We start from the raw sequence: 24928 nt of genomic DNA, 5'->3' as shown, positions 1-24928 counted from the left end.
CGATGCAGGGCACCATATGAAGGAGTTCCGGATGACTGAACACACTATCGAACGCCTGGCGGGCCTTCCGGCGTCCACCACGCGCCGCCGGTTCGTTGCCGGCGCCGCTGCCGGCCTCGCGCTCGCAGCCCTGCCCCAGGCCGCCATGGCCGCCGCCGATCCCGTCGCGGCGCAGAAGATCGCCGACCATTTCTCCTCGGTGAAGACGATGATGGGCGAATTCGTCCAGTTCGGTCCCCGCGGCGAACAGACCGGCGGCAAGTTCTTCATCCAGCGCCCCGGCAAGCTGCGCTTCAACTATGACAAGCCCTCGCCGATGCGCGTCATCGCCGACGGCAAGAATGTCGTCATCGGCAATGTGAAGCTGAAGACCTGGGATCTCTACCCGCTGTCGAAGACGCCGCTCAGCCTGCTTTTGTCGGAAAAGATCGACCTCGGCAACAAGATGGTGCGCGACGTCAAGCAGGAGGCGGACCTCACCACCATCGTGCTCGGCGACAAGACCATCTTCGGCGATTCGACCATCACCCTGATGTTCGACCCCAAGACCTTCGACCTGCGTCAGTGGACGATCACCGACGTCCAGGCCAAGGACACGTCCGTGATGATCTTCAACGTCCAGAACGGCGTGCAGCTCGATCCGAGCGTCTTCGAGATCCCCTACGCCGACGTGCACGGCCAGAAGCGCTGATCAAGACCTCCCCTGTGGAGAAAGGGCGCCCCGCTGACAGCAGGGGCGCCCTTTGGCTGTTCAGGCCCCGGGAAATTGCCTAAGTCTGCAGACAAAGCGGGAGCAGACGGCATGGACCTTTCGATCACCACCTGGAACATCAACTCGGTCAGGCTGCGCCTGCCGCTGGTCGAGGATTTCCTGAAGGGCGCCAGGCCGGACATCCTCTGCCTGCAGGAGATCAAGTGCCAGAACGACGAGTTCCCGGCCGATGCGCTGAGGGCGCTTGGCTACGACAACATCATCCTGCACGGCCAGAAGGGCTATCACGGTGTGGCGATCGCCTCGCGCTTCCCCTTAACCGAGGACCATCGCCAGGACTATTGCGGCGTCGGCGATTCGCGCCACATCTCGGCGATCTTCGAATGGGGCGGTCGGCGCATCCGCATCCATAACTTCTACGTGCCGGCCGGCGGCGACGAGCCGGACCGCGCGATCAACCCGAAATTCGGCCACAAGCTCGACTTCATCCGCGAAATGCGCGACTTGAAGGCCGGCGCCGAACCCGGCGTCTCGGCCATCCTGGTCGGCGACCTCAACATCGCGCCGCTGGAAAACGACGTCTGGTCGCACAAGCAGATGCTGAAGATCATCAGCCACACACCGGTCGAGACCGAGGGCCTGCTGGAAGTCATGCGCGAGGGCGGCTGGGTCGACCTGATGCGCCACCACGTGCCGGCCGACCAGAAGCTCTACACCTGGTGGAGCTATCGCGCCAAGGACTGGGCCGCCGCCGACCGCGGCCGGCGCCTCGACCATGTCTGGTCCTCGCCGGACCTGACCGAACACCTGCGCACCATCGAGATCCTCAAGGACGCGCGCGGCTGGGATCGGCCGTCCGACCACGTGCCCGTCACCGCCCGCTTCTCGCTCTGAGGAAAGGGGCGGGTCCTATTCGAAACGGCCGGCCATCGCCGCCGCGCCGTCGATCAGGCTGCCGATCGCCGCGCGGATGCGGCCCTCGACCACCACGGCCATGTCCGGGTATTCCTCGAGCAGCCGGTGGAACAGGGCGCGCGTGATGCGGATCACGTCGCCGTCCTCGAGCGCCACCGCCGTGAATTTGCGCTCGACCATGCTGACGAGCGCCAGCTCGGACAGCATCACGCCCGGTCCGGCCACGCCCTCCACCTTGGTCTTGCCGCCGCGTGCCAGCGTCGAAAGCTCGAACGCACCCCTCGTCACGACATAGGCGCATTCGGCCGGCGACTTCTCGCGAAACAGCGCCTGCCCCTTGCCCACCGGCCGGTGCTCGGCGCCAAACGCGATCAGCCGCAGCTGGTCGGGCGAAAGCCCGGCAAACAGGGGCACCTTGGCCAGAAGGTCGATATCGTCGGCAAGCGCCATGGAGGAACTCCGATAGTCAGGGAACGATCTTGTAGCCGCCGTTTTCGGTGACCAGGATCTCGGCATTGGACGGATCGCGCTCGATCTTCTGGCGCAGGCGATAGACATGGGTCTCCAGCGTATGCGTGGTGACCCCGGAATTATAGCCCCAGACCTCTTCCAGAAGCACGTCGCGCGTCACCACCTTCTGCCCGGCGCGATAGAGATAGCGGATGATCGCCGCTTCCTTCTCGGTCAGCCGGATCTTCTTCCCCTCTTCCGTGGTGAGCAGCTTCTGGCTCGGCTTGAACAGGTACGGCCCGACGCCGAAGGTCGCGTCCTCGCTCTGCTCGTGCTGGCGCAGCTGCGCGCGGATGCGGGCAAGCAGCACGGCGAAGCGGAAGGGCTTGGTGACATAGTCGTTGGCGCCGGCTTCCAGCCCGAGAATCGTGTCCGAATCGGTATCGTGTCCGGTCAGCATGATCACCGGCGCCTTGAAGCCGCCCTTGCGCAGCAGCTTGACCGCTTCGCGCCCGTCCATGTCGGGAAGCCCGACATCCATGATCAACAGGTCCACCTGGCCGCTGCGCGCCGCCTGCAGGCCCTTGGCCGCGGTGTCGGCCTCGGTGAGCGTGAATTCCTCGTAGAGCGACAGCTGCTCGACCAGCGTCTCGCGCAGGTCTTTGTCGTCATCCACCAGGAGAATGGTCCGCACTGTCATGAGATCTTCCTGTTTTCGTTCGTGCCGCTCGTCTTGGCGCGCCGGTTCGAAGTGCTATGAATACACCGAACTTCACAGGCAAAGCAAAATCTCGTGACCTCCGTGCGAAAAACAACCGAGAAATCCCACAGGAAGCAGGGCCGGATCGTCGTGCGGCGGGCCCCGGGCAACGCGACCGAGGCGATCCTGCAATACGGGCCGCTGCGCCTGCGCGCCGCGATCGGCCGTTCCGGTATCACCAGCACCAAGCGCGAGGGCGACGGCGCGACGCCGCGCGCCACGATGCGGCTGATTTCCGCCTATCGTCGCGGCGACCGCATGGGCGCCCTTGCGACCAGCCTGCCGATGCGGCGCATCCGGAACGACATGCTCTGGTGCGACGCGCCGGGCCACCCCGCCTACAACCGTCCGGTCTCCGCCCCCTTTGCCGCGAGCCACGAGAGGTTGATGCGCGACGACCGCCTCTACGACGTCTGTATCGTGTTGGACTGGAATTTTCGTTCGCGCCGCCGCGGCTGCGGCTCGGCGATCTTCTTCCACATTGCCCGTCGTGACTACGCGCCGACCGAAGGCTGCGTCGCGCTTTCGCCAGCCGACATGCGCCGGCTCCTGCCATACCTTAGCGACCAGACCGTACTTACGGTTCTGTGAGAGGCCAGCCGTTCAGCCGAGCGCCTTGGGCGTGACGAAGCGTTCGAGCCGCCCCATGCCCCGGCCGACATCGCGCCATTGCGCCGCCGGAAAGTCGATGACCGCCAGCCCCGCGGTCGGATATTTCGCCGCCATGCTTTCCCGCGAAGCCGCATCGCCGCCGCCCGTCAGCGCCAGGGCCAGATCCTGCATGCCCGGATTGTGGGCGAGGATCAGTACGGTTCGGGCGGCCGGCTCGACCGCCTGCAGCACGTCGAGGATCTGCCCGGGGCTCGCGGCATAGAGTTCGGCGACCATGCGCATCTCGGGTTTCCGCGGCAGTCGTTCGCGCACCAGCGCCCAGGTTTCCTGCGTGCGGCGCGCCGTCGAGACGAGGGCGAGGTCGGGGATCAGCTTGGCCTCTGCCAGATAGTCGCCGATCAGCCGGGCGGCGGTGCGGCCCCGGCCGTTCAGCGGGCGCTGTTCGTCGGCCACGCCCTCCGGCCAGGCCGACTTGGCATGCCGCAGCAGCAGCAGGCGCAGGCCCCCGGCTTCGCCGTTATCCTGCGGTTTCGACGGCATGGCGGCGGCCTCCCGGACGGTGATTCACATGAAACAATGGATGGACGACCGGCACGACAGCCGGTGCGCGGTCATTCTAGAGGCTAACGCAGATCGCGCCAACAGCGACGATGACGCAGGCGGCGAGCCGGCGCGCCGTCAGCCGCTCGCCGAGGAAGAAGGCGCCGATGAGCACGGCGAAGACCACGCTCGTCTCGCGTACCGCCGTCACCAGGCCGGCCGGCGCAAAGGAATAGGCGACCACCACCAGCCCATAGGCGGCGAGCGCCACCACCCCGCCGCCGAAGGCCTTCCAGGTCGTCGGCGAGCGCATGTCGATGGCAAGGCCGCGCCGGATCACGGCATAGGTCACGGTCAGCATCAACCCGTAGAGAAAGAGCACCCACATGGCATAGGCCACTGGCTGCGCCACCAGCCGCACGCCCTTGGAATCCACTGTTGAATAGCAGGCTATGATCAGCCCGGTGGCCAGCGCGAAGAGCAGGGAGGCGTTGCCCGCCCTCGCCTTGCCGAGCGAAAGGCTCATGATGCCGGCCGCCACCAGCACGACGCCGAGCGTCTGGAAGGGTCCGAGGATCTCGCCGAAGAACAGGAAACCGCCGAGCGTCACCAGCAGCGGCACCGTGCCGCGCACGATCGGATAGACCTGGCCCAGTTCGCCGTGCCGGTAGGCGGCGACGAGGAACAGGCTGTAGCCCACCTGCAGCAGCGACGACAGGAGGATATAGACCCACGCGTCTGCCCCCGGCAGCGGGAAATAGAGCACGAAGGGCAGGGCGATCAGCGTGCCGGCCAGGCTCATCACCGTCACCGACCACAGCCGGTCGGCGCCATTGCGCAGGAAGGCGTTCCAGCTGGCATGCAGGATGGCCGCGACCAGCGCCAGCCCGACGGCGATCGCACTCACGGCCGCACCGCCTGCGGTCGATAGGAGAGATACAGGCGCGAGGCGGCTTGGAACGGAGAGGGCATCGGGCGCGGGACTTTTATGACGGTTTTATGACGGCCGGACGATAGCCACCTTGCCACGCTTTGCAATCGCCGATCACGCCGGCGGCCCTCACGCGGCATATCGAAAACGCGGCAAACGGTCAGCCCTCACCCTGAGGTGGGAGCGCCAGCGACCCTCGAAGGGCGAGGGCGGGCGGGGTCCATGTCAGCGCAAACAAAGGGATGCTTCGAGGCCCTCGCTCTGCTCGGGCACCTCAGCATGAGGGCAGCCGCGGGCGTAAGGCGCCGGTGGCGCCGAAGGCTACGGCGCCGCCGGCGATCAGGCACAAAAAAGCCGCCGGCAGGAAGGCCGGCGGCTTGGTCTTTTCAGGCTGTGGCGCGAACGGCGCTTATTTCCACTTGCGGATGTCGACGAAGTGGCCGGCGACGGCAGCCGCCGCAGCCATGGCCGGCGACACCAGATGGGTGCGGCCCTTGTAGCCCTGACGGCCCTCGAAGTTGCGGTTCGAGGTCGAGGCGCAGCGCTCGCCCGGCTTCAGCCGGTCGTCGTTCATGGCGAGGCACATCGAGCAGCCCGGCTCGCGCCATTCGAAGCCCGCGTCCTTGAAGATCTTGTCGAGGCCTTCGGCTTCCGCCTGTTCCTTGACCAGACCCGAGCCCGGCACGACCATGGCGGACACGGTCGGCGCGACATGGCGGCCTTCGAGCACCTTGGCGGCGGCGCGCAGGTCCTCGATGCGGCCATTGGTGCACGAACCGATGAACACGCGGTCGATGGCGATGTCGGTCATCTTCGTGCCCGGCTTCAGGCCCATATAGTCGAGCGCCCGCCACTTCGAGACGCGCTTGTTCTCGTCGGCGATCTCGTCCGGGTTCGGCACGACGCCCTCGATCGACACTACGTCTTCCGGCGAGGAGCCCCAGGAGACGATCGGCGGCAGGTTGGCGGCGTCGAGCACGACGACCTTGTCGAAATGCGCGCCCTCGTCGGTGTGGAGCGTCTTCCAGTAGGCGACCGCCTGGTCCCAGGCCTCGCCCTTCGGGGCGCGCGGCTTGTCCTTGATGTAGGCGAAGGTCTTTTCGTCCGGGGCGATCAGGCCGGCGCGGGCACCGCCCTCGATCGTCATGTTGCAGACCGTCATGCGGCCCTCCATGGAGAGCGCACGGATCGCCTCGCCGGCGAATTCGATGACGTGGCCGGTGCCACCGGCCGTGCCGATCTCGCCGATGATGGCGAGGATGATGTCCTTGGCGGTGACGCCGTCCGGGAGCTTCCCGTCGACGCGCACCAGCATGTTCTTCGCCTTCGACTGGATCAGCGTCTGGGTGGCGAGCACATGCTCGACTTCCGACGTGCCGATGCCATGCGCCAAGGCACCGAAGGCGCCGTGCGTCGAGGTGTGGCTGTCGCCGCAGACGATGGTCATGCCGGGCAGCGTGAAGCCCTGCTCGGGGCCGACGATGTGCACGATGCCCTGACGCTTGTCGTTCTCGGAATAGTATTCCACGCCGAACTCGGCGGCGTTGTTGGCCAGCGCCTCGACCTGGATGCGGCTTTCCTCGTTCTTGATGCCGGTATGGCGATCGGGCGTGGTCGGCACGTTGTGGTCGACGACGGCGAGCGTCTTCTGCGGCGCATGCACGGTGCGGTGCGCCATGCGCAGGCCTTCGAACGCCTGCGGGCTCGTCACTTCGTGGACGAGGTGGCGGTCGATGTAGAGAAGACAGGTGCCGTCTTCCTGGCGGTCGACCAGGTGGTCGTCGAAAATCTTGTCGTAGAGGGTCCGGGGTGCGCTCATGGCTGAAGATCCGTCTGAGTTTTGAAAATGGAATGCGGGCAGGACGCCGCGGGGCGGCGCCGATGACGGACGCTTAGCCTAGCAGGCTGATGAGCGCCCCGGAGACGCGCGCGAAAAAGCGTGCCGGCAGACGCTTGTGGTCCTGCAGCACGTAGATATCAGGCGCGAGACATCCGAATTTCGATCCCATGGCCGGCCTCATAGCAGTTTTGCCCCCGCCCGGCAATGATTTTGCCGCAGGCAAGCCGAAGAGGGACCCGGGCCCCATCCACCGGCCGAGCCCGTCATCGGTCGCCGCTGCCGTGCTCGCGCATCCGGATCTCCAGGCGCCTGAGCACCAGCGACAGGCCGATGGTCAGCACCAGGTAGACATAGGTGACGATCGAATAGGTCTCGAAGAAGCGGAAGGAGCCGGCGGCATAGACCTTGGCCATCTGCGTCACGTCGGCGACGCCCAGCACCGAGACGAGCGAGGAATCCTTCACCATCGCCACGAAATCGTTCGACAGCGGCGGGAAGATCACCCGGATCGCCTGGGGAAAGACGATCAGCCGGAAGCGCTGGTAGCGGTTGAGCCCGAGCGACATCGCCGCCTCGATCTGTCCCTTCTCGACCGACTGGAAGCCGGCGCGAAAGATCTCGGCGATGAAGGAGGAATAGCCGATCATCAGCGCGATGATCGCCCGCCACATCAGCGACAGGTCGCGCACCACCATCGGTTCGAGCCAGCCCAGCGACACGAGCGGGGAGATCGCCAGATTGTAGAGCGCGACGAAGGCCGGTGCGCCGACAAATGCGATGTAGAACAAAAGAACCAGGATCGGAATGCCGCGGATCACCTCGACATAGAAGCGCGCCGTCTGGCGCAGCACCAGGCTGTTCGACAGGCCGAGCAGCGCGATGCCGAGCCCGAGCAGCGTGGCGAGGAAGAAGGCAACGAGCGTCACGAAGATGGTGACGAACACGCCCTTGCCGACGACGGTGAAGACCTGGGCATAGAGATCGTTGAAGGCGATGACGGCGGCCAGCACCAGGCCGATCAGAACGAGGGCGGCCAGCCACCACGGCCGGTCGCCCTTGTCGTCACTGGACGGAAGCGTCTGGAAACCCATCAGCGCCTCGCGCCCACATCAGCATGCATCAAGGATCACTCGCCCATCTTGTAGTCGAGGAACCATTTCTTGTTGAGCGCGTCGAGCGTGCCGTCGGCCTTCATCGCGGCGATCGCCGCATTGACGGGCGCCACAAGGTCGGAGCCCTTGGTGAAGATGAAGCCGAAATCCTCCGAGCCGAGCGGCCCGCCGACCAGCTTCAGCCCGCCGTTCGAAGCGTCGACATAGCCCTTGCCGGCCGTGCCGTCGGTCAGGACGACGTCGACGTCGCCGGCCTTGAGGGCCTGCACGGTGGCGCCGAAGGTTTCGAACAGCTTGATGCGCGGATTGGCCTCGTTGCCGTCCAGCACCTCGTAGACGGCGGTGTAGAAGGGCGTGGTGCCCGGCTGGGCGCCGACCAGCGCATCCTCGACCGCGGCGAAGCTCTTGCCGTCGGCAAAACGGGTCTCGTCGCCGCGCACCAGCATGAACTGTTCGGAGCGCATATAGGGGTCGGAGAAGTCGATCTTTTCCTTGCGGTCCTCTTTGATGGTGATGCCGGTCATGCCGATATTGTACTGGCCGTCGGACACCGCCTGGATCATCGCATCCCACGAGGTGTTCTGGTATTCGACCTTGAAGTTCAGCCGCTTGGCGATCTCGTCCATCGCGTCATATTCCCAGCCGATCGCCTTGCCGCTCTTCGGGTCGACGAACTGCAGCGGCGGATAGGCGTTTTCGGTGACGACGACGACCGTCTTGCCGCCGAGATCCGGCAGGTCGGCGGCAAGGGCGGAAAAGGGCGCGACGACGAGGGCTGCGAGCCCGGCGAGAAGAGCGCGTCTGGACGGCATGGTATTCTCCTGAAGATGTGGCCGCCGAGAGTGTCACGATTTGTTCGGCGCTGGCAAGGGATGGCGCTTGCCAATCCGCCGGCGCGCCGGGAAGAAAAGTGCAGCCGGCGTGACGGCTCGGAGATTCGTTTCCCGAGGCCCGGCGCCGGTCTCCGGGACCCGTTTCATCCCCCGCGCCTACCGGTCTGCGCTCGCATGCGGCACGACGACGGGCCGGCCGTTCCGGCACGACAGCACCTCCGCCTCGATGCCGTAGACGGTGCGCAGCGCCTCCGGCGTGACGATCTCCTCGAAGACGCCCATTCCCTCGAGCCTTCCGCCATTGAGCAGGAGAACGCTGTCGCTGTGCCGGGCGGCGAGGTTGAGATCGTGGATGGCGATCAGCACCAGCGCCCCGGTGCGGGCGACGTAAGTGCCGAGCAGGTCGAACACCCGCATCTGGTGGCGGATGTCCAGCGCGCTCGTCGCCTCGTCGAGCAGCAATAGCCTGGGCTCGCGCAACAGCCGCTGCGCCAGCAGCACGAGCTGCTGCTGGCCGCCGGAAAGGGTCTGCATCGCCCGTCCGGCCAGCTCGGCGATGCCGAAGCGCTCCAGCATGTCGGAGGCCGCCTGCAGAACCGCGTCCCCGACCCGCCAGCCCAGCGTCTCATGGCGCCCGAGCAGCAAGACTTCGAGCACCGAAAGCTCGGCCCGCACCTGGCACTGCTGCGGCATGAAGCCGATCGCACGGATATCGACCCGCCGCCCGCCCCAGGCGATATCGCCATCGTAGGGCGCAAGGCCGGCAATGGCATTGAGCAGCGTCGACTTGCCGGCGCCGTTCGGTCCCACCAGCCCGACGATCTGCCCGGGCGCGAGCGAGGCGCTGACGTCGTGAAGAATGCGGGTGCCGCCCCGCCGCACGCCGACTTGCTCAAGGGTCAGCCGTTCCGTCATGCGATCCCCTTTCCGCCACGCCGGGCGATCACGGCAAACAGCATGGGCACGCCGGCGACAGCGGTGATGATGCCGACCGGGATGACGGCCGCGGGAGAGATGAACTTGCCGAACACCGAGGCGCCGACCAGGATGATCCCCCCGGTGACGGCCGAGAGCGGCAGGGCGTAGCGGTGATCCTCGCCGACCAGCGTGCGCGCCACATGCGGCGCGATCAGCCCGACGAAGCCGATCGTGCCGACGAAGCAGACGGCTCCGGCCGTCAGCACGGCGACAATCAGGAAGGCCTCACGGCGAACATGTTCGACCGACAGGCCGAGGCTCCGGGCATTGGCGTCGCCGAGCCTGAGCGTCGTCAGTGCCCAGCAACTGCGCAGCACCAGTGGAAGGCAGACAATGAGGATCGCGCCCGTCACCGCCACGCTGGTCCAGCTCGCCTTGAGCAGGCTGCCGAACAGCCAGAAGACGATCTGCTGCAACACTTCCGGCGAGGCGAGAAACTGCAGCAGCGACTGCAGCGACTGGAAGAAGAACAAAACGGCGATGCCGCCGAGAACGAGGATTTCCGGGCTCGCCCCGCGCAGGCGGGCGATGAAGTAGACGAGCCCGCAGGCGACGAGCGTCATGGCGAACGCCATGGCCGGCACGACGACGAAGGACGGCAGCGGGATCAGCTCGCCGAACATGATGCCGAGCGCCGCCCCGAAGCCGGCCGCGGCGGAAAAGCCGAGCGTGAACGGGCTCGCCAGCGGATTGGCCAGGATCGTCTGCATCTGCAGGCCGGCAAGGCCGAGGCAGGCGCCGACCAGCATGCCCATGACGGTCTGCGGCATGCGCAATTGCCAGAGGATCGTCGCCGTCATCCTGTCATCGCCGTTCGGCCCGGCCCGCAATCCCTGCCAGACGTCCGTGAGCGGCATGCCGGACGGGCCGGTCGTGAGATCGAGCAGCATGAGGGCGAGAAGAAAGGCCGCGGCGGCGAGCAGGGCGGCCACCCGACGCGAGCCTGCGCGACGATAACCGTCGCGCAGGCCTTGCATGTCGCTGGTGATCGCGGTCATTGGCCCGCGGCTTCGTACGGCAGCACGAACACGCCGTCCACCTTGATCGGCAGCCAGGTGTCGTAATAGCTGCGGATGTTGGCGGCCGGGTCGACGTCCTTGAACGCCTCCGGATAGAGCTGCTTGGCGATGTACTGCGCATAGACATAGTCCGACAGCGTGCGGGCACCGCCGTGATAGATCGCGTGAACGCCGCCATGCTGTACGGCCGGAAGCTCCGACCAGCCCGGGCGACCGAGATAGGCTTCCATGCGCTCGCGCGTCAGCTTCGGATCGGCGCCGAAGCCGACCTGCACGGACAGCGGCTTGTTGACCCATTCTGAGCCGGCCAGGAAGATCAGGTCGGGCTTCTGCGCCAGCACGTATTCCGGGCTGAGCGGCCCCCAGTTCTCCACCTGCCCCTTGGCGATGTTGGTGCCGCCGAGGCTGTCGATCAGCGAACCCCACATGCCGTTGCCGTAGGAATTGCCGACCTCGGCTGCGCCCTTCTGGGCAAGCTCGACATAGACCTTCTTGGTCGTCGGTCCAGCCGCCTTGATGCGCGCGTCGATGTCGGCCATGGCTGTCTTGTAGTTGTCGGCGAGCTTGGTGGCGCGGTCCTCGGCCCCCATCACCTTGCCGAGCACCTCGGTGGAGAGCACGTGCTTCTCGACCGTCTGGGCATTGTAGTCGAGCGTGACGACCGGAATGCCGGCGGCCTCGATCTGCTTCACCCCTCCGCCGAGCGCGTCATAGGACCAGGCGGCGAGGATGACGAGATCCGGCTTGGCGGCGATCACCTTTTCAATGGAGAAGGTCCCGTCCTCCGTATTGCCGACATCCGGGATCAAGGAAAGCTTCGGCAGCGCCTTCTCATAGGCGGCGAACTGGTTCGGCCGCCAGTCCTTCCACGTCGACAGCGACAGCGCGACCACCTTGTCCAGCGCGCCCGGGCCGGCGACGGCGAGGAAATCCTCGTAGTAGAAGCCGAGCACGACGCGCTCGGCCGGTTTTTCCAGCGTCACCTCGCGGCCCTTGACGTCAGTGACCTTGATTTCGGCGAGGGCCTGGCCGGCAAGCGCGACAAGCGCGATGGCGGCGGAGACAAGCAGTTTCTTCATGATTTTTCCTTCAGGGTAATTTGGCGGCCGCTTTCGCGGCGCGCCGGCAGGAAGAGAGAGACGCGGGCGGCCATCAGCCGATGGCGCGCTTCAACGGCCTCACATGGCGGATGACCAGCAGGTCGAGCGCGAGAACGGCGATCAGCACCGCGCCGCTCAGCGGAAACAGCAGTGCCACCGCCAGCATGACGATCGCACCGGTCTTCCACAGCGGACCCGGCTCGCTGACCGGGGCGAACAGGCGCGCAGCCCCCTTCGGCCGGCGCATCCACCACATCACGATGCCGCTGACCGAGAGGAAGATGACCGAAAGGCAGAACAGCGTGACCAGCGCCACGTTCCAGAGCCCCATGTCGCCCTCGTGAAAGGCGATGCCGACGGCCATGGCCTTGCCGGCCGCGCCGTAGTCCGAGAATCCGACATCGGCGAGAACCTTGCCGGTGTAGCGGTCGATATGCACGGTGCGGTCGGAAATCGGATTGCCGCTGTCATTGCTCATCGTGTCGCGCGAGATCGACCAGACCCCGGTGCCGTCGGCGGGAAAGGAGAGCTGGAAGCGCTGGTCGAAGCCGATCGCGCGGGCAAAGGCGACGACGCCGTCGAGATCGGCGGCCTGCCCTTCAGGCAGGCCCGCAGCACCGGCCTGCGAACCGGATGCCGGCATCGGCGTCTGCTCGAGCGTCCACGGCACTTCCTTGATGCCGCCGTGGTTCATCGAGGCATGCGTCGCGTCAGACAGGGGCACATTGTCCCATTTCTCCGTCGGGAAGGTGCTCCAGGCCTGGGTGAATTTCTCGCCCCAGATCCCGGCCCAGGTCAGCCCGGAGACGAGGAAGACCAGGAGAATGATCGAGGCATAGAAGCCGACGGTCCTGTGCAGCGACTTCCACAGCGCGCGGCCGCGTGCCGAAAGCTGCGGTACGAGTACCCCGGAAAATCCCCGGTCGTCCCGCGGCCACCAGAGATAGAGGCCGGTCACGATCAGGACCACGCCGAAGCCGGCGGCGATCTCGATCAGCCTGTCGCCGACGTCGCCGATCAGGAGCGTGCCGTGGATCGTGTCGGCGAGGTCATAGAGAGCGTTACGCCGCTCCCAGCTGCCGAGCGCCTGACCGGTATAGGGGTCGGCGGCGACCATGGTCGCTGCCTCGCCGACTGAGACGCGAAACACGGCCGCACCTTCGGGCGTGCGCGGCGCGATATACTGCACGAGGCTGCTGCCCGGCACGGCCGCAAGGGCCGCCTCGGCCTGCTGCGAGACAAGTACCTGGCTCGCCGCCGGCGTGACGGTGAAGGCCTTCTCCCCATCACGCCCGACCAGTACGGCGGACCACAGCATGATCAGACCGGTGACGGCCAGCATGATGAGGAAGGGGGCGACATAGAGCCCGGCATAGAAGTGCCAGCGCCAGGCGGTGTTGTAGAAACGTCGGGTCAGCGCGCCGGATGCCGGCGTCGCTCGGGTGTCCGATACGATCGTCATGGTGTCCTCACACGGGGTTGATGTTGTCGATGGCCCTGTTGCCCGCGGCGATGTCGGCGAGCGCCTGGGGCTGCAGCAGGGTGACGATTTCGGGGTGGCGGAATTCGATCAGCCCGGCGCGCTTGAGGCGGGTGAAGCAGCGGCTGACTGTTTCCACCGTCAGGCCGAGCCAGTCGGCGAGTTCGCCCCGCGTCGGGTGAAGGTTGAAGCAGACCGTCTCGCGCTTGCTTCGCGAAGGGCGGACGAACTGGCCGGCCAGGTCGAGGATGGCGGAAGCGACCCGCTCGGGCGCGGTCTTGCGGCCGAGCAGCGTCGCGTGTGCCTGTGCCCGCAGCACCATCTCTTCGAGCGCCTGCTCGAGATCGCGGTGATCGACCTCGCCGACCGGCTCGAGCGTGACATAGCTCAGCGTGTCGGCCGAGCAGCGGTTGTGCTCGCCCACGCCGATGCCGAGCAGGCGCCCGGGTCCGACCATGTCGATGATCTGCCGCCGTCCGTCGGGCAGCGACTGGGAAAGGGCGACGCAGCCATCGAGCACCCGGGACTGCGGCGCGCGGCCGTACCCCTGGAGAAAGACGGTGCTGCGGGGCGGGAGGTGCAGGGCGTTGGCGCCGTGGCGCCGCCCGGTCTTGTCGGAAAGCAGGTGTGGCGGCAGGGCGCGCTCGCCCGCAGCCTTGAGCGTGAATTGCAGCATGACGAAATCCGGCGTTTCGGCCGGTTGCGCATGCGGGATGCGTCTCTACCGGCCTCGATGAATGATTCCGGACGCAAGCGATGCCTCGCTCACGCAACCGGGCTCAGGCAAGGGCCGGATGGGGCGGCGCACGGGGTGCGGCATTGGGGGGGAAGAGCTGGCGATAGAAGGCTTCCACGCGCGGCGGAAGCAGCACGTCGACGGCCACGGCAAGGCGCTTGCCGGTGAGGTCCGCAGGCGCAGGCAACAGCACCGAGGCGGAGATGAGGCAGGCCTCGCAGTGGTTGAAGCCCGATTGCGCCTTGCCGTCGTCCATGTCGCCGGGCAGGCAGAGCTCCGGCACGCTGCCGTCGGGCAGCGTCATGGCCGCGACTTCCGCGGCGGAAAGAGCAGGGGAGGCGAAGGACGGAGCGCGATGGGAAAAACCGACGGCAAGCAGCGCGATCACGCACAAGGCGCGCACCACGACCGGCAATGTCGATCCCGAACGGCGCATTCGAAGTCCCCTCAACGAGGCAACTGGTAGCAGTCCGCGCGAAGCCTCGCAAGGCCGCCCACCCGCGCCCCAGCGCCGCACCCGGGCCGCCTCTGGGGCCAAGAAACGAAAAAGGCGGCCCGAAGGCCGCCTTGTCCGAAATCCCGTGACGGGAAATCTTATTCTGCGGCGCCTTCGGCCGGTGCAGCTTCGGCAGCGGCTGCAGCTTCTGCGGCGGCCTTGGCTTCAGCGGCTGCCTTTTCGGCGGCCAGAGCCTGGGCTGCTGCGACCTTTTCAGCTTCCAGGCGTGCCTTTTCCTCGGCAACGGCGGCGCGTTCGGCGTCGTTCAGCTTGCGGGCGCGGGTGCCGGTGTTCTCGACGATACGAGCCGACTTGCCGCGACGATCGCGCAGGTAGTAGAGCTTGGCGCGACGGACCTTACCGCGGCGAACGATTTCGACGCTTTCGACCAGCGGCGAGTAGACCGGGAACACGCGCTCGACGCCTTCGCCGTAGGAGATCTTGCGAACGGTGAAGCTTTCGTTGATGCCGCCGCCGGAACGGGCGATGCAGACGCCTTCATAGGCCTGCACGCGGGTACGGTTACCTTCCGTGACGCGCACGTTGACGCGTACGGTGTCGCCGGCTTCGAACTTCGGCAGCGGTGCGCCGCGCTTGGCTTCGATCTTGGCAGCCTGTTCGGCTTCCAGTTGCTGAATGATGTTCATGTCTAACCTCTAGTTCTTCTGAAACAGCCAGAGCGCTCTTGCATCCATCGGTCAAAGCCTCCGGATTTTGCCTTGTCAGGCGCGAGCGGATACGCATGCTCTTTGTTTGTGGCAGACGGGCTGGGCCCATTTCCGACGCGGCCAATACACCAAAGCCCGGCGTTTGTCATCCCTTGCCGCACATTTTTCTCCGATCGCCGCCATTGCGGTCCGGGGCGTGAACGAATAACCGTTCTCGACCACCGGGGAAAGCTCAACATGTCGATCGCCACCATTGTCCTGCTGTTCGTCGCCGGCTTCCTCTCCGGCGTCGTCAATGCCATCGCCGGCGGCGGCACCTTCCTGACCTTCGGCGCCATGACTCTGGCCGGCCTGCCGCCGATCGCCGCCAACGCCACCTCGTCGATCACCCAGTTCCCCGGCTACATCACCTCGACGCTCGCCTATCGCCGCGAATTTTCCGGTCTGTGGAGGAGCGCGCTGATCCTCGGCCTGGTGTCGGCGCTCGGCGCGCTCGGCGGCGCGCTGTTCCTGATCGCCCTGTCCAACCCGGCCTTCCGCGCCATGGTGCCCTGGCTTCTGATCGCCGCCACCGCCGTCTTCGCCGCCGGACCGAAACTTCGCCCGAAAAACGCTGGTCAAAGTCACCCGGCCACTCCGCTCGGCCTCGCCCTGCAGGCCGTCACCTCGTTTTACGGCGGCTTCTTCGGCGCCGGCATGGGCATCATGATGCTCGCCTCGCTCGGACTTGCCAGCGGCGGCGACTATCACCGGCTCAACGCGCTCAAGAATTTCCTGTCGATCGTCATTGCCGCCGTCGCCATCATCGTCTTTTCGACCGCCGGCGCGGTCTCCTGGCTGCATGCGGCGATCATGGTGCCGGCCGTGGCTTTGGGCGGCTATGCCGGAGTGGCGATCGCCCGCCGCGTGCCCCAGGCCCTGCTGCGCTGGCTCGTGGTGGCCGCCGGCCTCGGCCTTGCGATCTACTATTTCGTCACGGGGTGAGGAATGGTCGGCGAAGCCGACGAAACGATCCAGCGAATCGTTTCGAATGACGAACGCCCTGAGCCCAAGCGAAGGGCAGGGCTGGGTAACCGCAGGTTCGCCGCAGTGACCTATTTCAGCAGGTCCGGCCGCCGCTCGGCGGTCAGCTTCAGCGCCTGCTCGTGGCGCCATTTTTCGATCGCCGCATGATTGCCCGAGGTCAGCACATCAGGGATCTCGCGGTCCTCGAACACCTGCGGCCGGGTGTAGTGCGGATGCTCCAGCAGCCCGCCCTCGAAGCTTTCGTGCACGCCCGACAGCTGGTTGCCCATCACGCCGGGCAGGATGCGCACCACGGCATCGAGCAGGGTGAGAGCTGCCGGCTCGCCGCCCGAGAGAATATAGTCGCCGATGGAAATTTCCTCGAGATGCCGCGCCTCGATCACCCGCTGGTCGACGCCTTCGAAACGGCCGCAGACGATGACGACGCCCTCGCCTTCGGCGAGCTCGCGCACCCTCTGCTCGGTGAGCGGCCGGCCGCGCGGGCTCATCAGCAGGCGCGGGCGCCCGTCATCGGCGATCGAATCGATGGCGCGGGCCAGCACGTCGGGTCTGAGCACCATGCCGGCCCCGCCGCCCGATGGCGTGTCGTCGACGCTCCGGTGCTTGTCGAGCGCGAAATCGCGGATCTGCACCGCCTCCAGCGACCAGTCGCCGCGCTCCAGCGCCCGGCCGGCCAGCGCCTGGCCGAGATGGCCGGGAAACATGTCGGGATAGAGGGTGAGAATGCTCGCCTTGAACGCCATCGCGGCCGGGCTCACGAATTGTCCCGCGGCGGTTTTCCCTTGGCTCCGGCGCCGTAGGGCTTGCCCTCGTCCTCGTCCTTGAGGCCGGCGGCGGTCGGATCGACGAGGATGCGGCCAGCCTCGAGGTCGATCTCCAGCACGGCGGCTTCCGAGAACGGGATCAGCACCGGCCGTTTGCCCGGGCCCTTGAGCTCCAGCAGGTCGCCCGCGCCGAAATCATAGACCCCGGTTACCGCGCCGTAATGCTGGCCCTCGGCGTCATAGACCTCCAGGCCCTCGAGATCGGCATAGTAGAATTCGTCCTCGTCGAGCTCGTCGTCGGGCAGCGCATCGCGCTCGACATAGAGTTCCAGCCCGTTCAGCGCCTCGGCCGCATTGCGGTCGTTGATGCCGCGGAAGCGCACCACCACGACATTCTTCGCCTCGCGGATGTCGAGGATCTCGAACACCCGGCCGTCGGCGCTGCGCAGATGGCCGTATTCGCCGAGCGCCATCGGGTCGGCGGTGAAGGTCTTGACCCTGACCTCGCCGCGCAGGCCCTGCGCCGCACCGACCACGGCCATCAATATGGGATTTTCGAGTTTGCTCATCGCTTCGGTCTTTTCCGGTCGGCAACGTTTGTCCTCGCCCTTTTACGGCGAAGTGCGGCAAATGGAAACGGAAAACGGGCGGCAGGATGACCCGCCGCCCGTCGATCATCGCAAGGGATGAGGCTTATTCCGCAGCGGCTTCGGCAGCGGCGGCAGCGGCTTCGGCAGCCTTCATTTCGCGTTCCTTGATGCGCTCGACAGCCTTCTTGCCCGGCTTTGCCTTTTCCGGGTTGCTGCGGGCGTCACGGGTGGCGATGCCGGCTTCGGCGAGGAAGCGCAGAACGCGGTCGGTCGGCTGGGCGCCCTTGGCGAGCCATTCCTGGATGCGTTCGCCGTTCAGCTCGACGCGCTTTTCATTGTCCTTGCCGAGCATCGGGTTCCACGAACCGACCTTTTCCAGGAAGCGGCCGTCGCGCGGCGAACGGGCGTCGGCGATGACGATCTGGTAGTAGGGGCGCTTCTTGGAACCGCCACGGGCGAGACGAATCTTGAGGGACATGGTTTTACTCCTTGGTTCTTGTTAGGGCCGCCTTCCGGCGGTCCGGGGTCTGGTCGGGCCGCCCTTTCAGGCGGTCCGGGTTGGTCGGGATCGCCGTCAGGCGGTCTTTTCGGTAACGCCGCCGTGCTCGGCGGCAATGGCTTCATGATGCCGGATGACTTCCGTGATGATGAAGTTCAGGAACTTCTCGGCGAAATCCGGGTCCAGATGCGCATCCTGGGCCAGGTGGCGCAGGCGGGCGATCTGGTATTCCTCGCGCGCCGGGTCGGCCGGCGGCAGATCGTACTTGGCCTTCAGCACGCCGACCGCCTTGGTACAGCGGAAGCGCTCGGCCAGCATGTGGACCAGCGCCGCGTCGATATTGTCGATCGACTGGCGATAGCCGGAAAGCTGTTCCTTGACGGATGCTTCGGTCATGGCCGCTCTCCTCACTTCTTCTTCGGCAGGCCGGGCAGGCCGCCGAGTCCAGGGAGTTTCGCGCCGCCGAGGCCGGGCAGGCCACCGCTGAGGCCAGGCAGACCGCCCATGCCGCCAAGCCCCGGCGGCGGCTTGAGGCCGGCGGCTTCGGCCTGCTTGGCCAACGCTTCGAGCTGCTTCGGGTCGAGGCTGGACAGGTCCGGCATACCGCCTATGCCGCCCATGCCACCGAGACCCATCTTGCCGGCGAGGCCGCCCATCATCTGCTTCATCATGCCGCCGCCCTTCTTGCCGCCCATGGCCTTCATCATGTCGGCCATCTGGCGATGCATTTTCAGCAGCTTGTTGATTTCGGCGGCGTCCGTGCCGGAGCCGGCAGCGATGCGCTTCTTGCGGGAATGCTTGAGAATGTCGGGATTGGCCCGCTCGGCCTTGGTCATCGACTGGATGATGGCGATCTGGCGGCCGAACAGCTTGTCGTTCAGGCCGGCCGCGGCCATCTTGTCCTTCATGCCCGACATGCCGGGCATCAGGCCCATGATGCCGCCCATGCCGCCCATCTTCTGCATCTGCCGCAGCTGGTCGGCGAGGTCGTCGAGATCGAACTTGCCCTTGGCCATCTTGGCGGCCATGGCGGCCGCCTTCTCGGCGTCGATGTTCTCCGCCGCCCGTTCGACGAGCGAAACGATGTCGCCCATGCCGAGAATGCGGTCGGCGATGCGCCGCGGATGGAACTCCTCGAGCTCCGACATCTTTTCGCCGACGCCGATCAGCTTGATCGGCTTGCCGGTGACGGCGCGCATCGAAAGGGCCGCACCGCCGCGGCCGTCGCCGTCCATGCGGGTCAGCACGAGACCGGTGATGCCGACGCGTTCGTCGAAATTGCGGGCGAGGTTGACGGCGTCCTGGCCGGTCAGCGCATCGGCGACCAGCAGGATTTCATGCGGCTTGGCATTCTTCTTGATGTCGGCCATCTCGACCATCAAGGGCTCGTCGATATGCGTACGGCCGGCGGTGTCGAGGATGACGACGTCATGGCCGCCGAGCTTGGCGGCCTGCACGGCGCGGCTTGCGATATCGGTCGGCGACTGGCCGGCGATGATCGGCAGCACGTCGATGCCGGTCTGCACCCCGAGCTGGCGCAGCTGTTCCTGGGCGGCCGGACGACGCGTGTCGAGCGAGGCCATCAGGACCTTCTTGCGCTCGCGATCGGTGAGCCGCTTGGCGATCTTGCCGGTGGTCGTGGTCTTGCCCGAGCCCTGCAGACCGACCATCATGATGACGACCGGGGCCGCGGCATTCAGATCGACGCCGACGCCTTCCGAGCCCAGCATTTCGACCAGCTCGTCATGGACGATCTTGACGACCATCTGCCCGGGCTTGATCGATTTCAGCACCGCCGCGCCGACGGCCTTCTCGCGGACCCGGTCGGTGAAGTTGCGCACGACCTCGAGCGCCACGTCGGCTTCCAGAAGCGCACGGCGCACCTCGCGCAGCGCTGCGGAAACATCGGCTTCCGACAAGGCGCCACGGCCGGTCAGTCCATTCAGAATGGAACCAAGGCGGTCCTGGAGGTTATCAAACATCGGCTCTTCCTTATCGTTTCGGATCCCCGAAACGTTGGTCTTTCCCGCGCTGAAAACAAGACGCAAAGCCAAAATGCACCCGAGGGCGCATCGCGCTGTCGGGTGTTGACCTCCGGGATCTCTTTATACCTTGACGGGTCCCGGTCGGCGGCTCGGAGTGCTTGTCTCTTCGCAGATTGGGGGCGATTAACAGCAAAGGGCCGGAAAAGTCAAGAACTACTCAAGGTCGCACAAAACCGGTAGGCCTTGAATCCCATCACACGGAGCACTTTATTCATGGAGCCGGAAACGCGACTGTCGGCAACGCTGTTGGACCGCGCTTCAGTGAAGGGACGGGAATACAGCTGGCCCTTGGAAGACATTCCGAACGTCATTGAAGACGCGCGCAAGGCCCGCCTCGCGAGTATTGGCGGCCAACTGCAGTTTCATTTGCCCGACGGGGGCATATGTGAATGCTACTGGATAGAGGTCGACACGATGAGGGGGCAGAAAACCCCTTCGAATTGGGACGAACAAGTGGAATTCACCGCAGCCGAGGCACTCCGCCAGTTCGCCCGCATTGGATCGGAATTCGACATTGTCGCAGAAGGAATAGCGGCTTTTCCCGATCACCTATTGCCGCTCTTGGGCAGTGGTGAAGATCTCCGTAGGCTCGCCCGCTTCGTCTGGTATGTGGAGGCACCCACTTGAGCATGAAACCCACCAATCCCTACTATACCGGCCCCGTCTCCGACCATTTCGACGGCAAGCGCTTCTTCAACCCTGAGGGTGTCGAGCCCGGCGGCATGCGCGACCTCATCAAATGGCAGACCAACGGCAAACGCGCCCGCTGGCCGAAACGCGTGGCGCATGGCCCCGCTTCGGCGCCGCTGCGCGAGCGGGTCGACGGCGCCGACCTGCGCGTCACCATGATCGGCCATGCCACGCTTTTGATCCAGGTGGCGGGCCTCAACATCCTCACCGACCCGGTCTGGTCGAAGCGCGCCAGCCCCTTCTCCTTCGCCGGCCCGAAGCGGGTCGCAAAGCCCGGCATCGCCTTCGAGGACCTGCCGCCGATCGACATCGTGCTCGTCACCCACAATCACTACGACCATCTCGACCTGCCGACGCTCGCCCGCCTCGTCGAGGAGCACGAACCGCATATCGTCACCCCGCTCGGCAACGACACGATCATCCACCGCGCCCTGCCCGAGGCCAAGATCTCCGACATGGACTGGGGCGACCACCTGCAATACTGGGACGTGCTGTCCATCCATGCCGAGCCCTGCCACCACTGGTCGGCGCGCGGGATGCGGGACCGGCGCATGGCGCTCTGGGCCGCCTTCGTGCTGTCGACCCCGGCGGGCAAGATCTATCACATCGGCGACACCGGCTTTCACGACGGCATCAACTACCGGGCGGCGGGTGAAAAGCACGGCGCCTTCCGCCTCGCCAACCTGCCGATCGGCGCCTACGAGCCGCGCTGGTTCATGAAGGGCCAGCACCAGAACCCACAGGAAGCCGTCGAAGGCTTCCGCCTCTGCAACGCCACCAACGCCGTCGGCCACCACTTCGGCACCTTCCAGCTCACCGATGAGGCGATCGAGGCCCCGGTCGAGGACCTGTCGAAGGCCCTCTCCGCCGCCGCCATCCCGCCCACCCGCTTCCGCGCCCTCCGCCCCGGCGAGGTTTTTGACGTGCCGGACATGTGAGCAGGCCGCATGCGCAACGCCTCCTCTCCCCTTGTGGGCTCCGAAGCGGTGGCCGAAGGCCAGAAATCGGCAAAGTCGATTTCAGCGTACGGAGGCCTGAGCGCGACGCCGCGCGAGGGCGATGGAGCCCCAAGAGGCGTAGCCGATTGGCGCGGCGAACTTGGTGAGGGGGTATTTCGTTGCACCCTACGACACCCCCTCACCAACAAAATCTAACATTTAGCCTTCGGCTAAGCTGTTGATTTTGTAACCTCTCCCACAGGGGGAGAGGTGGCGCCACCGAACCCGGCGCAGGCTCTGCGAGGACCCGACTGACCAGAGGAAGAAGGCTGCACCATGGTCGCGAGACCAGAAACGGAGGGACGAACTCCAGTAATTCTCTAACGAATTCAATATCACCGCCGCCCGCATTTCCCCGCCTTCCCGCCTCGCCCTAAACTGATCCCGTTCCGTCGCGGATACACCACAAGGCGTTGTGGCGAGGCGGGGCCGGCGCGGGATTTGGGGGAAAGACGCAAGAACCCAGACCTCGGGTCCGCGGAAGATGGTCTCCCCCTGGCGACGTGGGGGCAAGGTCAAGGGCTTTGGACTGCCCAAGACCTTGCCGGCCCTGACAGCGCGCCGGGAGCGCCTGTGTGGCGTGGCATGGTGGTAAGACCGGGTTGTCGAGGGTGTGCGGGCGTCCGCCGGTCAAAAGCCGGGCCCCGCGTGAAAAATCCCCGGCAAGGGCCGGCGCCGCAGAGAGGCCGAAGTCGCGGGCAAAAACCGCCGAACGGGGCGCCTCCGGGTGTCATTTGATTTTTTTACCTTACGCGGCAGCCAGAGGCGCCCCGTCCGCTCAGGTTCGACCTGGGCAAAAGGAAATGACAGCGAAACCGGAGGGCATAGGCCCGGCCGGGCTTTTCGGCTGGGCAAGAGGCCTGCCCGCATGCCTTCACACTGGTAATTTCCGGCGGTTTCCGCCATATAAGCCCGAAGACGTCGAGGAATGGTCAAATGGCAGACATGGTCGAATTCGCGAAGATGAACGGGCTTGGCAACAAGATCCTGGTTGTCGACATGCGTGGCCGCAAGGACAAGGTGACGCCTGAGGCCGCGATCGCGCTCGCCGCCGATCCGCTGACCGCCTTCGACCAGATCATGGCGATCCACGATCCGCGAGTCGAGGGCACCGATGCCTGGATCGACATCATCAATTGCGATGGCACGCTGGCGCAGGCCTGCGGCAATGGCACGCGCTGCGTCGTGCAGGCGCTGTCGGCCGAAACCGGCCGCAAGACCTTCACCTTCCAGACGCTTGCCGGCATCCTCAACGCCATCGAACACGAGGACGGCCTGATCTCGGTCGACATGGGCAAGCCGGTCTTCGAATGGAACCGCATTCCGCTCGCGGAAGAATTCCACGACACCAGCCGCATCGAGCTGCAGATCGGCCCGATCGACGCGCCGATCCTGCATTCGCCCTCGGTCGCCTCGATGGGCAATCCGCACGCCATCTTCTGGGTCGACCGCGACCCGATGGACTACGAACTGGAACGCTTCGGACCGCTGCTGGAGAACCATCCGATGTTCCCGGAACGGGCCAATATCACCCTCGCCCAGGTGACCGGCAAGGACCGCCTGCGCACCCGCACCTGGGAGCGCGGCGCCGGGCTGACGCTCGCCTGCGGCTCGGCCGCCTGCGCCGCCGGCGTCTCGGCGGCCCGCACCGGACGCACCGGTCGCAAGGTGACGATCGACGTCGCCTCGAGCCCGAGCCGCCAGCTGCTCACCATCGAATGGCGCGAGCACAATGACCGCGTCGTCATGACCGGCCCCGCCGAATGGGAATGGTCCGGCCGGCTCGACCCGGCCACCGGCGCCTTCGAGCGCGATCCGGCCACCGAGGCTGGAGCGCAGGCTTCGTGAGCGGCATCGACGTCATCACCTTCGGCTGCCGGCTCAACACCTACGAGTCCGAGGTGATGAAGGCCGAGGCGGCCAAGGCCGGCCTTGACGACGCCATTCTCGTCAACACCTGCGCCGTGACCGGCGAGGCCGTGCGCCAGGCCCGCCAGGCGATCCGCCGCGCGAGGCGCGAGAATCCCAAGACCCGCATCATCGTCACCGGCTGCGCCGCCCAGACCGATGCGGCGGGCTTTGCCGCCATGCCGGAAGTCGATGCCGTGCTCGGCAACGAGGAGAAGCTGAAGGCCGAGAACTATCGGGCCCTTCCCGATTTCGGTGTCGAAGCGGACGAGAAGCTGCGCGTCAACGACATCATGAGCGTGACCGAAACCGCGCCGCAGCTGGTCGGCCATATCGACGGCCATGTGCGCGCCTTCCTGCAGGTGCAGAACGGCTGCGACCACCGCTGCACCTTCTGCATCATCCCGTTCGGCCGCGGCAATTCCCGCTCGGTGCCGATGGGTGCGGTCGTCGACCAGGCCCGCAGACTGGTCGAGAACGGCTATCGCGAAGTGGTGCTGACCGGCGTCGACGCCACCAGCTACGGCGCCGACCTGCCCGGCCGCCCGACCCTCGGCCTGCTGGCCAAGACGCTGCTGAAGCAGATCCCCGAGATCGCCCGCCTGCGCCTCTCCTCGATCGACGGCATCGAGGCCGACTGCCATCTGTTCGACCTGATCGCCGACGAGCCGCGCTTCATGCCGCATCTGCACCTCTCGCTGCAGCATGGCGACGACATGATCCTGAAGCGCATGAAGCGCCGCCATTCGCGCGCCGATGCACTGGCCTTCGCCGAACAGGTCCGGCGCCTGCGTCCGCAGATCAGTTTCGGCGCCGACATGATCGCCGGCTTCCCGACCGAGACCGAGGCCATGGCGGAGAATTCCGCGAGCCTCGCGGACGCCATCGGCATCGCCCAGCTGCATGTCTTTCCCTACAGCCCGCGCCCCGGCACGCCCGCCGCCCGCATGCCGCAGCACGACCGCCGCCTCGTCAAGGAGCGCGCCGCACGGCTGCGCCAGATGGCGGAGCGGCTGCAGGCGCGCCATCTCGCTTCCATGGTCGGCACGCGCCAGACGATCCTTGTCGAAATGACCGGGATGGCCCATACGGAAAACTTCAGCCTCGTCGCCGCACCGGACCTTGTCCCCCGCAGCCTCGTTACGGTGACGATCACCGGCCACAACGGCCGGCATCTCGACATGCAACCGGCGACCGCCTCGGCCGCCTGACAGAACGGACAACAG

The 24928-nt window shown here is 66.1% G+C and carries 27 protein-coding genes; 8 read left to right on the top strand and 19 right to left on the bottom strand.

Annotation, left to right across the window (positions count from 1 at the left end):
* Nucleotides 1-16: 16 nt before the first annotated feature.
* Together AC07Y0_RS20525 and AC07Y0_RS20520 are read left to right on the top strand one after the other, a co-directional pair.
* Nucleotides 17-691, top strand: a complete 675-nt coding sequence (locus AC07Y0_RS20525) for an outer membrane lipoprotein carrier protein LolA (protein WP_498679512.1) — start codon at nt 17-19, stop codon at nt 689-691.
* Nucleotides 692-802: 111 nt separating this feature from the next.
* Nucleotides 803-1606: an exodeoxyribonuclease III gene (locus AC07Y0_RS20520; RefSeq protein WP_498679511.1), complete on the top strand. Its 804-nt coding sequence runs from the start codon at nt 803-805 to the stop codon at nt 1604-1606.
* A gap of 15 nt (nt 1607-1621) precedes the next feature.
* On the opposite strand, the gene AC07Y0_RS20515 is transcribed toward AC07Y0_RS20520, so the two are convergent.
* Both AC07Y0_RS20515 and AC07Y0_RS20510 read right to left on the bottom strand, forming a co-directional pair.
* On the bottom strand, nt 1622-2077 hold the full coding sequence (locus AC07Y0_RS20515) for a Crp/Fnr family transcriptional regulator (RefSeq protein WP_498679510.1): 456 nt from the start codon (nt 2075-2077) through the stop codon (nt 1622-1624).
* A 16-nt stretch (nt 2078-2093) separates the two neighbouring features.
* Nucleotides 2094-2777 (bottom strand): response regulator transcription factor, encoded by a 684-nt coding sequence (locus AC07Y0_RS20510; protein WP_498679509.1) that lies wholly within the window; start codon nt 2775-2777, stop codon nt 2094-2096.
* A gap of 102 nt (nt 2778-2879) precedes the next feature.
* Here AC07Y0_RS20510 and AC07Y0_RS20505 point away from each other — a divergent pair, with 102 nt between their 5' ends.
* Nucleotides 2880-3428: a L,D-transpeptidase family protein gene (locus tag AC07Y0_RS20505; protein ID WP_498679508.1), complete on the top strand. Its 549-nt coding sequence runs from the start codon at nt 2880-2882 to the stop codon at nt 3426-3428.
* Between the two features lie 12 nt (nt 3429-3440).
* Here the strand turns inward: AC07Y0_RS20505 and AC07Y0_RS20500 are convergent, their stop codons facing one another.
* The 12 genes from AC07Y0_RS20500 to rplS form a co-directional block, all read right to left on the bottom strand.
* Nucleotides 3441-3989, bottom strand: coding sequence for a SixA phosphatase family protein (locus tag AC07Y0_RS20500; RefSeq protein ID WP_498679507.1), 549 nt, complete (start codon nt 3987-3989; stop codon nt 3441-3443).
* Between the two features lie 76 nt (nt 3990-4065).
* On the bottom strand, nt 4066-4896 hold the full coding sequence (locus AC07Y0_RS20495; RefSeq protein WP_454748090.1) for an EamA family transporter: 831 nt from the start codon (nt 4894-4896) through the stop codon (nt 4066-4068).
* Between the two features lie 433 nt (nt 4897-5329).
* Nucleotides 5330-6739: a 3-isopropylmalate dehydratase large subunit gene (gene leuC / locus AC07Y0_RS20490; RefSeq protein WP_498679506.1), complete on the bottom strand. Its 1410-nt coding sequence runs from the start codon at nt 6737-6739 to the stop codon at nt 5330-5332.
* Between the two features lie 284 nt (nt 6740-7023).
* Complete coding sequence (locus AC07Y0_RS20485; RefSeq protein ID WP_498679505.1) at nt 7024-7851, bottom strand: amino acid ABC transporter permease; 828 nt, start codon at nt 7849-7851, stop codon at nt 7024-7026.
* Nucleotides 7852-7886: 35 nt separating this feature from the next.
* Nucleotides 7887-8684 carry a transporter substrate-binding domain-containing protein gene (locus AC07Y0_RS20480; RefSeq protein WP_498679504.1) on the bottom strand — a complete coding sequence of 266 codons (798 nt, stop codon included), beginning with the start codon at nt 8682-8684 and terminating at the stop codon, nt 7887-7889.
* A 177-nt stretch (nt 8685-8861) separates the two neighbouring features.
* Nucleotides 8862-9620, bottom strand: coding sequence for an ABC transporter ATP-binding protein (locus AC07Y0_RS20475; RefSeq protein ID WP_498679503.1), 759 nt, complete (start codon nt 9618-9620; stop codon nt 8862-8864).
* The gene (locus AC07Y0_RS20470; protein WP_498679502.1) at nt 9617-10681 is read right to left on the bottom strand and encodes a FecCD family ABC transporter permease; all 1065 of its coding nucleotides are present in this window, start codon (nt 10679-10681) and stop codon (nt 9617-9619) included. Before AC07Y0_RS20470 ends, AC07Y0_RS20475 begins: the two co-directional genes overlap by 4 nt.
* A complete protein-coding gene (locus AC07Y0_RS20465) occupies nt 10678-11781 on the bottom strand; it encodes an ABC transporter substrate-binding protein (RefSeq protein ID WP_498679501.1) in 1104 nt (367 codons plus the stop codon). The genes AC07Y0_RS20470 and AC07Y0_RS20465 overlap by 4 nt, the downstream gene beginning before the upstream one ends.
* 73 nt (nt 11782-11854) lie before the next feature.
* Nucleotides 11855-13264 (bottom strand): PepSY-associated TM helix domain-containing protein, encoded by a 1410-nt coding sequence (locus AC07Y0_RS20460; RefSeq protein ID WP_498679500.1) that lies wholly within the window; start codon nt 13262-13264, stop codon nt 11855-11857.
* Nucleotides 13265-13271: 7 nt separating this feature from the next.
* Nucleotides 13272-13958 (bottom strand): Crp/Fnr family transcriptional regulator, encoded by a 687-nt coding sequence (locus AC07Y0_RS20455; RefSeq protein ID WP_498679499.1) that lies wholly within the window; start codon nt 13956-13958, stop codon nt 13272-13274.
* Between the two features lie 103 nt (nt 13959-14061).
* Nucleotides 14062-14454, bottom strand: coding sequence for a DUF2946 family protein (locus AC07Y0_RS20450; RefSeq protein ID WP_498679498.1), 393 nt, complete (start codon nt 14452-14454; stop codon nt 14062-14064).
* Between the two features lie 158 nt (nt 14455-14612).
* Entirely contained in the window at nt 14613-15161 is a 549-nt protein-coding gene (gene rplS, locus AC07Y0_RS20445; RefSeq protein WP_498679497.1) for a 50S ribosomal protein L19, read from the bottom strand.
* 258 nt (nt 15162-15419) lie between these two features.
* Between rplS and AC07Y0_RS20440 the strand changes: the two genes are divergently transcribed.
* The gene (locus tag AC07Y0_RS20440; RefSeq protein ID WP_498679496.1) at nt 15420-16166 is read left to right on the top strand and encodes a sulfite exporter TauE/SafE family protein; all 747 of its coding nucleotides are present in this window, start codon (nt 15420-15422) and stop codon (nt 16164-16166) included.
* A gap of 110 nt (nt 16167-16276) precedes the next feature.
* Here AC07Y0_RS20440 and trmD read toward each other — a convergent pair whose 3' ends face one another.
* The 5 genes from trmD to ffh form a co-directional block, all read right to left on the bottom strand.
* Complete coding sequence (gene trmD / locus AC07Y0_RS20435; RefSeq protein WP_498680292.1) at nt 16277-16951, bottom strand: tRNA (guanosine(37)-N1)-methyltransferase TrmD; 675 nt, start codon at nt 16949-16951, stop codon at nt 16277-16279.
* Nucleotides 16952-16962: 11 nt separating this feature from the next.
* Nucleotides 16963-17541 (bottom strand): ribosome maturation factor RimM, encoded by a 579-nt coding sequence (gene rimM, locus AC07Y0_RS20430; RefSeq protein ID WP_498679495.1) that lies wholly within the window; start codon nt 17539-17541, stop codon nt 16963-16965.
* Between the two features lie 124 nt (nt 17542-17665).
* Entirely contained in the window at nt 17666-18040 is a 375-nt protein-coding gene (gene rpsP / locus AC07Y0_RS20425) for a 30S ribosomal protein S16 (protein ID WP_454748100.1), read from the bottom strand.
* Between the two features lie 96 nt (nt 18041-18136).
* On the bottom strand, nt 18137-18457 hold the full coding sequence (locus AC07Y0_RS20420) for a chorismate mutase (RefSeq protein ID WP_498679494.1): 321 nt from the start codon (nt 18455-18457) through the stop codon (nt 18137-18139).
* 11 nt (nt 18458-18468) lie between these two features.
* A complete protein-coding gene (ffh, locus tag AC07Y0_RS20415; protein WP_498679493.1) occupies nt 18469-20043 on the bottom strand; it encodes a signal recognition particle protein in 1575 nt (524 codons plus the stop codon).
* A 276-nt stretch (nt 20044-20319) separates the two neighbouring features.
* On the opposite strand from ffh, the gene AC07Y0_RS20410 reads away from it, so the two are divergent.
* The 4 genes from AC07Y0_RS20410 (at nt 20320) to mtaB (ending at nt 24913) form a co-directional block, all read left to right on the top strand.
* Entirely contained in the window at nt 20320-20733 is a 414-nt protein-coding gene (locus AC07Y0_RS20410; RefSeq protein WP_498679492.1) for a hypothetical protein, read from the top strand.
* A gap of 2 nt (nt 20734-20735) precedes the next feature.
* On the top strand, nt 20736-21734 hold the full coding sequence (locus AC07Y0_RS20405; protein ID WP_498680291.1) for an MBL fold metallo-hydrolase: 999 nt from the start codon (nt 20736-20738) through the stop codon (nt 21732-21734).
* 996 nt (nt 21735-22730) lie between these two features.
* On the top strand, nt 22731-23642 hold the full coding sequence (gene dapF, locus AC07Y0_RS20400) for a diaminopimelate epimerase (RefSeq protein WP_498679491.1): 912 nt from the start codon (nt 22731-22733) through the stop codon (nt 23640-23642).
* Nucleotides 23639-24913, top strand: a complete 1275-nt coding sequence (gene mtaB, locus AC07Y0_RS20395) for a tRNA (N(6)-L-threonylcarbamoyladenosine(37)-C(2))-methylthiotransferase MtaB (RefSeq protein WP_498679490.1) — start codon at nt 23639-23641, stop codon at nt 24911-24913. Before dapF ends, mtaB begins: the two co-directional genes overlap by 4 nt.
* The last annotated feature ends 15 nt before the right edge of the window (nt 24914-24928 follow it).

It is taken from the genome of Allorhizobium sp. GW101-3B10 (genome assembly GCF_059424725.1).
The sequence above is the reverse complement of the archived record's forward strand: the minus strand, read 5'-3'. Positions and strand labels throughout refer to the sequence as shown.